This window comes from Methanobrevibacter ruminantium (genome assembly GCF_016294135.1).
GTDB classification, from domain to species: domain Archaea; phylum Methanobacteriota; class Methanobacteria; order Methanobacteriales; family Methanobacteriaceae; genus Methanobrevibacter; species Methanobrevibacter ruminantium_A.
This window is the reverse complement of record NZ_JAEDCO010000001.1, coordinates 181,742-192,411: the sequence shown is the minus strand read 5'-3', so window position 1 is coordinate 192,411 and position 10,670 is coordinate 181,742. Positions and strand designations below refer to the sequence as shown.

The window sequence follows — 10,670 nt, the reverse complement described above, 5'->3', positions numbered from 1 at the left end:
GGAAACTCATAAAAAATACTTTTGCTTATTTAAGAAAATAATTAGATTTAATGAATAGTATGTTTAATTAATAGTAGATTTAATGAATAGTGTATTTTGCTTATTTAAGGATGATTGTACTGATATAGGTGTGAAAATGAGAAATTTAGATTTATCAATTATCATTGTTAATTACAATACATTTAAATTAACAAAGGAGACCATTGATTCATGTTTGGCTGAACCCACTCATTATACCTATGAAATCTTTCTTGTAGACAATAAGTCAACCGATGACAGCTTGGAAAAATTGGAAGACTACTTTAAGGATGAGATTTCAAGAGGAACAGTTAAGGTTATAGCCAACTCCAGCAATGGCGGCTTTGCAAAGGCTAACAATTTAGCTATTGAGCAAGCTGGAGGAGAGTACATTCTCCTTTTAAACTCAGATACGCTTGTAAAAGAAGCTACAATCGACAAATGTATGGATTACATGACTAAAGGCACAAATGCTGATGTCGGTGCATTGGGCTGTAAGGTATCACTTGAAGACGGATCTCTTGACAAGGCTTGCAAACGCAGTTTTCCAAATCCTGCAAACGCTTTCTATAAGCTATTCAATGTTAAGACAAGCAGTGGAAAGGACGATTATAATCTGGATGACCTGGATGATGATGGAGTCTATGAAATCGACTGCTTGGTCGGGGCATTCATGCTTGTTAGAAGAACAGCAATTGATGACATTGGCCTTTTGGATGACACTTTCTTCATGTATGGGGAAGACATTGACTGGTGTTACAGGATAAAGCAGGCTGGATGGAGAATCGTTTACTTTGGTGAAGCTGAAATCATTCACTACAAGGGAGCAAGCAGTGAAGATAAAAAGACCAAAAAGAGAAATCCTAAACTTATTTATGAGTTCTATAGGGCGATGTATATTTTCTATAGGAAGCATTATACCAAAAAGTACAATGTTTTTGTAAACATTGCAGTTTACATTGGAATAGCTGTCTTATTAGTTTTCAATTTAATCCGTAATGCTTTAAGGTCCTGAAGTATCCGCTATTCATAAAGTGGCTGTCAAATGTTTATCAATTGGACATAAAAATTTAGGTAATTTTATAAGCAATATATTTTAAAATTAATATTGTATAATCAATATTGTATAATTAATATTGTATAGAAATGTTTAATTATATAATTAATTCTTATTAATGTAATCAAAAGTAAGGAGTGGTAAAATGATTAAGGAAAATCAAAGAATATTGAATTCATTGCTTGTTGTAATAGATGTTCTTGTAATTCTATTTTCATTGGTTCTAGCTTACTATGTTAGATTTAAAACTACTCTATTCGGTTCTTTAGGAGGATCTTTGCCATTTATTGATTACTTTTTATTTACTGTTTTAGCGATTATTCCAACTTATCTCCTTTTATACTACTTTTTCGGCTTGTATAAGCCATTCAGGAATAAGCCTTCCATACTGTCTGGTGCAGAGGACATAATCAAGGCGGACATAATGGCTTTCATCATCTTGGTAGCTATTTTATTCGTTATCAATCAGCCTGATTTCTCAAGGATCATGCTATTTCTCTTGAGCATATTCGGCATGGTTTTTGCCATTATCGAAAGGGCTCTTGTGGTTTTTGTCTTAAGGTTTATGAGAGTGAACAATCGCAATTTAAAGCATATGCTCATTATTGGGGATAATGATTTGGCATTCAATTTTGCACAGAAAATCAAGTCAAAGACCTATTTAGGATACAGCATTGGCGGTTTCTTAGGAAGAAAAGAGCATTTAGGAAAAACCTTTGAAGGAATAAGATTCATAGGAACCTTTAAAGACTTGTCTGATGTCTTGAAAACCCATAAGTTCGATAGGGTTGTCATAGCTATTCCTTTGGAATACTATTATCACTTGAATGAGATAGTGGATGCATGTGAGGAAGAGGGAATCAAGGCGGAAATCATTCCCGATTATTACAAGTACTTCCCTGCAAAGCCTTCTGTTGACATGCTTGATGATTTGCCAATCATAAATATACGTTATGTTCCTTTAGATGATGCATTCAACAAATTCAAGAAGATCATTGAGGATTATTTTGTAGCTATTGTTGCAATTATAATAACCTCTCCAATCATGCTGATTACAGCTATTGCAATTAAATTGGAATCTCCAGGCCCAATTATCTTCAAGCAGGAAAGAATTGGGTATAATGGAAAGCCATTCATGATGTATAAGTTCAGAAGCATGAAGGTTCAGGATGAGGATGAAGAGAAATCCCAATGGACAACTCAAGACGATCCAAGGAAAACAAGAGTTGGAACATTCATCAGAAAAATGAGTATCGACGAATTGCCTCAATTCTTCAATGTATTGAAAAGGGAGATGAGTGTTGTAGGCCCTCGTCCGGAAAGGCCATACTTTGTTGAGCAGTTCAAGAAGACAATTCCTAAATACATGGTTAAGCACCAGGTAAGACCAGGACTTACAGGTCTTGCACAAGTCAATGGTTATAGGGGAAACACTTCAATTGAAAAGCGTATTGAATACGATATTCGTTACGTAGAAAACTGGAGCTTGGCTTTAGACATTCAAATCATGCTAAAGACTATTTTCAAAAGAGATGAAAATGCATATTAATCATCTTTTTAGTCAATTTCATAATCTTTGAAATTTCAATTATTATTCTATTTTTTTATCTCATTTTAAAATTGTTTCAATCTTGTTATTTTTTAATTAAATTGTTTTTATCACTTAAAATTGCTAAATTAATGCAATTTTGTATTATTTTAATGAAAAAAAGCATATCTTTATATATTTAGTTATTTAATTGATAATTACAGACTTAATTTTTAAAAATTTGCCACATAGATTGAAAGTTTTGAAATTAGAATAAACAAAAAATTTTAATTTGCGATATGTACATAACTTTTATAAGCTACAATGTTTTAATATTTATACTTGAATCCTAATGATTTTCGTTTAAGAATTTAACATGATTTGATAATTATTGTGATTTGTTTATCTAAGAATTTTTTAAAAATTCCAATATTAAAAATATTAAAATAATATAGATTATAAATATATAATTATAATGAATTTAATGATTTGAAAAATAAATTTTAAAAAATAAAATGTTTGATAAATTTTAAGAATCGTTTATTTTACAAATGTTTGTTTTATGATTATTTATTCTTATTTCATTATTTGATTATCTTATATGGTTACATTTTTAAAAAGGCTTTGGGGATTAATGGGCCGTTTTGTTGTCCTTTATTTTTTCAGTTGAAAGGGTACTATTAGTTTTCAAATGCTCTGTCTTAATTATTATATATAGCAAAAATTAAATTATAATTTAACTTGAAAAAATTGTGATAAAATAATGATCATAGTTAATCAACACTTATTTCAAAAAACTTTAAGTGAATGGCAAATTGTCAAATGATCATTATTTTATTTGATTATTTTTACTAAATTTATAATTTAAAAAAAACGAGGGTTTGGTATGGATAAAGAATTTTTCAATGGAATGAATTTAGCTGAAGATATTAGTGAAGAAGATTTCCAATACATTAAAGATGGTTGGGAAAAAGTTCAAGACGCTTTATCAAAAGATGAATTCATAGACAAATTTAATAAATTTAAAGAAGAATACAAAGATGCTTCCTTTTTCAGTGATAAAGATTTCATAGATATGGTGGTAAATCCATTCACTGGTGAGGAAACTAAAGGCGAAACTGTATCTAATTTTGATGTTGACACTCCAAAAACAATTGCTGAAGTTGAACCGGGTCGTCAAGGATTTAGTGTTATTGCAAGAGTAATGTCTATTTCCAATCCGAAATCATTCACTTCAAGAAAAGGAGAGGATGGACAGCTTGCAAATATGCAAATTGCTGATAATACAGGTGAAGTAAGACTTGTTCTCTGGTCTGAAAACATTAAGCATCTCAAGCATATCAGTGAAGGAGACATTGTTGAAATTTCAGAGATTGATTGTAAGGATGGTTTCAGAGGAGGCAAAGAGTTTTCATTACGTCCCAGATCTTTGCTTAGATCAATAGATGAGACAAGTGAAAACTATCCAAACAACATTGCGGAGTTCCCGGTTTATGAAGAAAAAATTGTTTCAATTGCAGATATTGTTCCTGATGAAAAGGTTAGCATTATCGGAAGATTAATCAGGGTTCCTACTCCTCATTCATATGAAAGCAATGGTAAGAAAGGAAAAGTGACTTCACTTGAAATTCAGGATAAGACTGGAAAAATCGCTTACACATTATGGAATAAGGACGTTAAATTAATTGACACTCTTGATTTGAAAGAAGGAGACATTGTCAAAATCCTTAATGAGCAATCCAGAGAAAGAAACGGTGAAATCTCATTATCCCATTGGGACGGTAGAATCCTTAAGGTTGAAGGAGACTATGACATTCCTGAATATGAGGAAAACATCATCAAAATTGGTGGAGCCCAAGAAATCAAGGATGTTACTTTGATAGGTATTGTAACTAAAATCCAAGACACTATCCAATTTGATAGACAGGATGGAACCAAAGGTTTCGTGAAATCAATTGAAATCACTGATGAAACTGGCTCCATAAGAGTCACTCTCTGGGGAGATGACACTAAACTAAAAGTATCCAAAGGAGATATCCTTAAAGTTATGGGCGGTAATATCGAATACGATGATTATGCAACCAGTGGATACAGAGTAAACACCAATTGGAATACAGAATTAAGAGTTAATCCTGAAGAAAATGAAGATTTAGCTGAAAGTTTAAATGAAATTGCAAGTAAATTGGGTCCAATCACCATTAGAGAAGTTCAAGATCATGAAGATGATGGAGAGGAAGTTGATATCATTGGTAGATTAATCACCCTTAACGATTCCCATTCATTCCAAAGGGATGACGGCACTACCGGTTTTGTTCGTTCTGGAGATATTGCAGACTCAACTGGAAAAGTGAGAATCTCATTCTGGGATGAGAAGGCAGAAGCTTCCTATGGCATTGGAAAAGCATATCAAGTTGAAAATGCCAGAACCAGATTAGGAATGTACGAAGTCGAACTTAATGTTGGAAAAACAACTAGAGTGATTGAGCTTACTGATGCTGAATCATCTGATTTGCCTTCATTTGAAGAGTTAGAAGAGCAAATCTATGAAACTAAGAAGATCTTTGATATAGATGAAGATGACATGAACATCAAAGTTGTAGCAAGAATCTTGGAAATTGAGGACACTCGTGAATTCGAAAGGCAAGATGGAACTAAAGGTTTAGTTAGAAACATGACAATCGGTGACGATTCAGGCTTCATACCAGTAACATTATGGGACGATAAGACCAATTTGCCTTATGATATCAATGAGGCAATCAAAATCCAAAATCCACGTATCAACTACAATGATATGAGCAATCGTGTAGAGTTGTCCATAGGCAATTCAACTAATATATTGCAGCCGTCCTACAATGAATTAACCAGTCTTCCAGACATTGAAGAATTGCAAAACATATTGTACACTTCAAAAGACATTGCAGGTCTTGAATTGGAAGATAGAAGCGTAAAAATAAAAGGTACATTCTCAGATCCATTCATAGAAAGGATTTTAATGCCAAAATGTCCTGTCTGTAACCGTACACTTGAAGATGAGGATGAAGAGGAATGTCCTCATTGTGGAAATTATATAGATAAACCTAAATATCTATTGATGCTTCCTGGAAAACTCACTGATGATACTGGCGAAATTCAAGTAACTTTCTTCAATGAATTGGTTGAACAATTATTGGATATGAAACATGATGATATAGTTGCCTTATATGAGGAAAGTGAAGGGGATATTGGATTCTTGGAAACTAAAGCAATGGATCTTGAAGGAAGAACCTTAGAATTGCTTGCTGATGTAACTTACAATAATTATGATGAAGAAATAAGGCTTAGACCTAAAAAGATTTTTAAAAATGAGTTTTAAGCCTTGATTTATAGTATGATGAACTTTAATAAATTTGTTTAATGGGTTGATATTTATGGTAGAACTTGAAGACTTACCTAATGTTGGAGAAAAAACTGCTGAAAAATTAAGAGAAGCTGGTTTTGCTGATATGATGAGATTAGCTACTGCTACTGCTAAAGAATTAGCTGTAAAGGCAGAAATCGGTGAAGGAGTAGCTGAAAAAGTTATTGAAGCAGCACGTAGAGCTGAAAAAATTGATTTTGAAACAGCATTTGATGTAATGGAAAGAAGACGTGATGTTGGCCGTATAACCACTGGAAGTAAAGGTGTAGATGAGTTAATCGGTGGTGGAATCGAAACCCAAGCTATTACTGAAGTTTTCGGTGAATTCGGATCAGGTAAAAGTCAAATTTCTCACGAATTGGCTGTTACTGTCCAATTGCCTAAAGAAAAAGGTGGTTTAGATGGAGAATGTGTATTCATTGATACAGAAAACACTTTCAGACCTGAAAGGGTAGAACAAATCGCAGATGCATTTGGGCTTGACCATGAAGAAGTCTTAAGAAAAATTCACATTGCAAGAGCATTCAACTCTTCTCACCAAATCTTGATGGCTGAAAAGATCAATGAATTGATTCAAAGTGGTGTTAATGTGAGATTGGTCATTGTTGACTCCCTTATGGCACACTTCAGAGCAGAATATGTTGGAAGAGAATCCTTAGCTGTAAGACAACAAAAATTAAACCAACACTTGCATGCATTGCAACAAGTTGCAAATACCTACAATGTTGCAGTTTTCCTTACAAACCAAGTTCAAGCAAGACCTGATGCCTTCTTCGGAAGTCCAACAAAAGCTATTGGTGGACACGTATTAGGGCACGCTTCCACTTACAGAATCTGGTTGAAGAAAGGTTTAGCAGGTAAGAGAATCGCTAGATTAGTAGACAGTCCTCACTTACCGGAAGGAGAAGCTGTATTTAAAGTAACTACTGATGGTATTGTGGACTAAGCAAACTTTTAAAAAATTTGATTAAAACATTTTCACTAATTGGGAGTAATAACTCCTAATTATTTCTTTTTTTATTTTCATTATTTTTTTTCAATTTTACAAAAACTATTTTAACTTATTTTAATAAATTTAATTTATTAACATATTTTATTTTTTTAATTATTGAATTATTTAGTTGGTTGTATGGACTATAGGATTATTATTGTTTCAATCATTGTGATGATATTGGTAGGGACCTTATCTAAAAAGATTGGTCTTTTGAAAGAGGAGGATGTCGAAACACTAAATAATATAGTAATCAATATGGCTCTACCATGTATGATTTTCAATGCTTTGTATACTGCTGATGTTTCCTTGCTTCCAAGATTAAGTATTTTAACAGTTTACATGTTAATAACTAGTTTAATAGTGGGAGTATTAACTTATTTGCTACTTAATTTTTTAGGATGGGACAAGAGGAAAATTTGGAGTCTTGTCATAGTTGTGGTTTTAGGAAACACAGGTTTTTTAGGTTATCCTATCACTCAAGGAATCTTTGGTAATGCCGGCATGATAAGGGCTGTATTCTGTGATATTTCCACTTCAATAATTTTTGTAGTCTTAAGCTTTATTTTGATATTGATTTTTGATGGTGAAATTAAGGTTGGTATTCGAAAGATCTTAACCTTCCTGCCTCTATGGTCAATCATATTGGGAATAACATTCAACATATTCAGTATTCCAATTACCTCTGTCGGGTCTACTGTGGTGACCTATTTGGCAGGGGCTACCATTCCACTCATTATGATATCATTAGGATTGTCCTTAAAGATCGATGGCTTGAAGCATCATTTCAAGGAGGTAGGTTTGGCCTCAATTATAAAATTGATCATTTATCCTTTAATCGCATTAGGAGTATTGTCTTTACTTCACATAACCGGATTTGAACATACTATTGGATTTATTGAAGCTGCTATGTCATCTGCAATGTTGGGATTGGTATTGGCCGTTACCTATAGATTGGATTGGGAACTTACTTCTGATTGCATTTTCACATCCACAGTATTCAGTCTTGTAACAATTCCTATATTCTTAATGTTTATCCTTTAACGAACATTTAATGGATTTTCATCAATTTTTTTACTTATTTTAATTGGCATAATTTCATGGTATTTTGGTGTTGCATAAAAGGTTACACTACTTTTATTATGATTTAGATTAGCTTAAATTTTAAAATAATCTTAATTTATTACTATTTAAGCTTTAAAATTATCAATAATCATTTTTTTAACTTAATAATAACTATTTTTTATTTAAATTAATTTTTAATTGATTAGGACTCTAATTTTTGTTCGGAAATTTTTCAATTTTTAAAGGCTTTTCCACCCTTTTTTGAAATTTTCATTGTATTTTTTTTATTTTTTAGGCTTATCAAAATCTATTTTATTTTCCAATTAAAAGATGTAAATTTATTTTATTTCTTATATAACTCATTATTTAATATTATTTAATTAAAATAATTCTAAATAATCGTTATTTGTTAATTTATCCACCTTTAATCAATTTAAAATTTCTTCATATATATACTTTACTCCTACTTATTTATAGAAACCTTTATATATTCACTTTTTAGAAAAATTAAACTGTCTAATATTTTATATATAATATATTTAAAAAATTAGATCAAATGATTAATCATTTTACTTGTACAAGGTGATTTAATGGCAGAAGAAATTAATAACGAAGAAATTAGAGTGGGAGTATATGTTTGCCACTGTGGTGTAAACGTTGGTGGAGTCGTAAACTGTCCTGAAGTAGCAGAATACGCAAAAACTTTACCTAACGTAGTTATTGCAAAAGATTACAAATACATGTGTTCTGACCCAGGTCAAAGTCTTATTCAAGAAGACATTAAAGAACACAACTTAAACAGAATCGTAGTAGCAGCATGTTCTCCAAGACTTCACGAACCTACCTTCAGAAGATGTGTAGAAGAAGCTGGATTAAACAAGTTCTTATTTGAATTTGCTAACTTAAGAGAACAAGACTCTTGGGTACACATGACCCAACCTGCTGAAGCAACTGCAAAAGCAAAAGACTTAACTCGTATGGCTGTTGCAAAAGCAAGATTATTAGAACCTCTCGAAGCTTCTAAAGTGGCAGTAGACAACAAATGTCTTGTTATCGGTGGTGGAGTAGCAGGTATTCAATCTGCATTAGACTTAGCGGATATGGGATTCAAAACCTACATGGTAGAAAGAAACCCAACTATCGGTGGAAGAATGGGTCAATTAGACAAAACCTTCCCTACCTTAGACTGTTCCATGTGTATTCTCGCACCTAAGATGGTAGACACAAACAAACACGAAAACATTGAATTAATTACTTACGCAGAAGTAAAAGAAGTAGACGGTTACATTGGTAACTTTACTGTAAAAGTTGAGAAAAAACCAAGATACGTTAAAGAAGATGACTGTACTGGATGTGGACAATGTCAAGAAGTCTGTCCTATCGAAATACCTAACTACTACGACGAAGGTGTAGGTATGGTAAGAGCAGCTTACATCCCATTCCCTCAAGCAGTACCTCTCTGTGCAACTATCGACAAAAACTACTGTATCGACTGTGGTCTTTGTGAAACCGTATGTGGTCCTGACGCAATCGACCGTAACATGGAACCAGAAGAAATCGAACTCCATGTTGGTACCATTATTGCAGCAACCGGTTACGACCCATATGACCCAACCGAAAAATACGAATACGGTTACGGTAGATACACTAACGTAATTACCGCAATGGAAATTGAAAGAATGATCAACGCATCTGGTCCTACTGGTGGTCACGTACAAAAACCATCTGACGGTAAAGAACCTAAACGTGTTGCATTCATCCACTGTGTTGGTTCAAGAGATGAACAAATCGGTAAATCCTACTGTTCAAGAGTATGTTGTATGTACTCCATGAAAAACGCTCAATTATGTATTGACCACGAACCTGACACTGAAGTAACCTGTTACTACATGGATATCCGTTCATTCGGTAAAGGATTCGAAGAGTTCTACAAAACTTCCCAAGAAAAATACGGAATTGAATTCATCAGAGGACGTCCTGCTGAAATCATCGAAAACGATGACTTAACCTTAACTGTAAGAGCAGAAGACACCTTACTCGGAAAAGTAACTGAATACACCTACGACTTAGTTGTATTATCTGTAGGATTAGAACCTCCTAAAGGATCTAACGAACTCAGACAAACCTTAGGTTTATCCAGAACTTCCGACGGATTCTACATGGAAGCTCACCCAAAACTCAGACCTGTTGACACTTTAACTGACGGTGTATACATTGCTGGTGTAGCACAAGGTCCTAAAGATATTCCTGACGCAGTAGCACAAGGATCCGCAGCAGCATCTAGAGCAGCTATCCCAATGGCTAAAGGTGAAGTAGAAATCGAACCTATTACTGCTGACACTGATAGTACTGTATGTGGTGCATGTGAAGTATGTGTAGAATTATGTCCATTCGGTGCTGTAAGTATTGAAGGTGAAGGCGCAGACAAACACGCAGCTATTAACGTTGCATTATGTAAAGGATGTGGTACCTGTGTAGGTGCATGTCCGTCTGGTGCTATGAACCAAAACCACTTCAAAACCGAACAAATTATGGCACAAATTGCAGCAGCTCTCGAAGATGTTGCAAAATAGATTAAGAGATTTATTCTCTTTTTCTTTTTCTTTTTTTTTTA

Annotated in this window: 6 protein-coding genes; all 6 read left to right on the top strand. The window is 33.3% G+C overall.

Annotated features, from left to right (window positions below):
• The first annotated feature begins 136 nt into the window (after nt 1-136).
• On the top strand, nt 137-1,033 hold the full coding sequence (locus VW161_RS00930) for a glycosyltransferase family 2 protein (protein ID WP_304087389.1): 897 nt from the start codon (nt 137-139) through the stop codon (nt 1,031-1,033).
• Nucleotides 1,034-1,220: 187 nt separating this feature from the next.
• On the top strand, nt 1,221-2,624 hold the full coding sequence (locus VW161_RS00925) for an undecaprenyl-phosphate glucose phosphotransferase (protein WP_304087390.1): 1,404 nt from the start codon (nt 1,221-1,223) through the stop codon (nt 2,622-2,624).
• A gap of 865 nt (nt 2,625-3,489) precedes the next feature.
• The gene (locus VW161_RS00920; protein ID WP_304103163.1) at nt 3,490-5,955 is read left to right on the top strand and encodes an OB-fold nucleic acid binding domain-containing protein; all 2,466 of its coding nucleotides are present in this window, start codon (nt 3,490-3,492) and stop codon (nt 5,953-5,955) included.
• Nucleotides 5,956-6,010: 55 nt separating this feature from the next.
• On the top strand, nt 6,011-6,946 hold the full coding sequence (radA, locus tag VW161_RS00915) for a DNA repair and recombination protein RadA (RefSeq protein ID WP_304087395.1): 936 nt from the start codon (nt 6,011-6,013) through the stop codon (nt 6,944-6,946).
• A 183-nt stretch (nt 6,947-7,129) separates the two neighbouring features.
• A complete protein-coding gene (locus VW161_RS00910; RefSeq protein ID WP_304087397.1) occupies nt 7,130-8,035 on the top strand; it encodes an AEC family transporter in 906 nt (301 codons plus the stop codon).
• A 611-nt stretch (nt 8,036-8,646) separates the two neighbouring features.
• Nucleotides 8,647-10,629 (top strand): CoB--CoM heterodisulfide reductase iron-sulfur subunit A family protein, encoded by a 1,983-nt coding sequence (locus tag VW161_RS00905; RefSeq protein WP_304087399.1) that lies wholly within the window; start codon nt 8,647-8,649, stop codon nt 10,627-10,629.
• Nucleotides 10,630-10,670 lie beyond the last annotated feature (41 nt).

Coding starts and splice junctions, on each gene's coding strand:
- VW161_RS00910 (WP_304087397.1), top strand. CDS start 7,130: ATGGACTATAGGATTATTATTGTTTCAATCATTGTGATGATATTGGTA.
- VW161_RS00930 (WP_304087389.1), top strand. CDS start 137: ATGAGAAATTTAGATTTATCAATTATCATTGTTAATTACAATACATTT.
- VW161_RS00925 (WP_304087390.1), top strand. CDS start 1,221: ATGATTAAGGAAAATCAAAGAATATTGAATTCATTGCTTGTTGTAATA.
- VW161_RS00905 (WP_304087399.1), top strand. CDS start 8,647: ATGGCAGAAGAAATTAATAACGAAGAAATTAGAGTGGGAGTATATGTT.
- radA (WP_304087395.1), top strand. CDS start 6,011: ATGGTAGAACTTGAAGACTTACCTAATGTTGGAGAAAAAACTGCTGAA.
- VW161_RS00920 (WP_304103163.1), top strand. CDS start 3,490: ATGGATAAAGAATTTTTCAATGGAATGAATTTAGCTGAAGATATTAGT.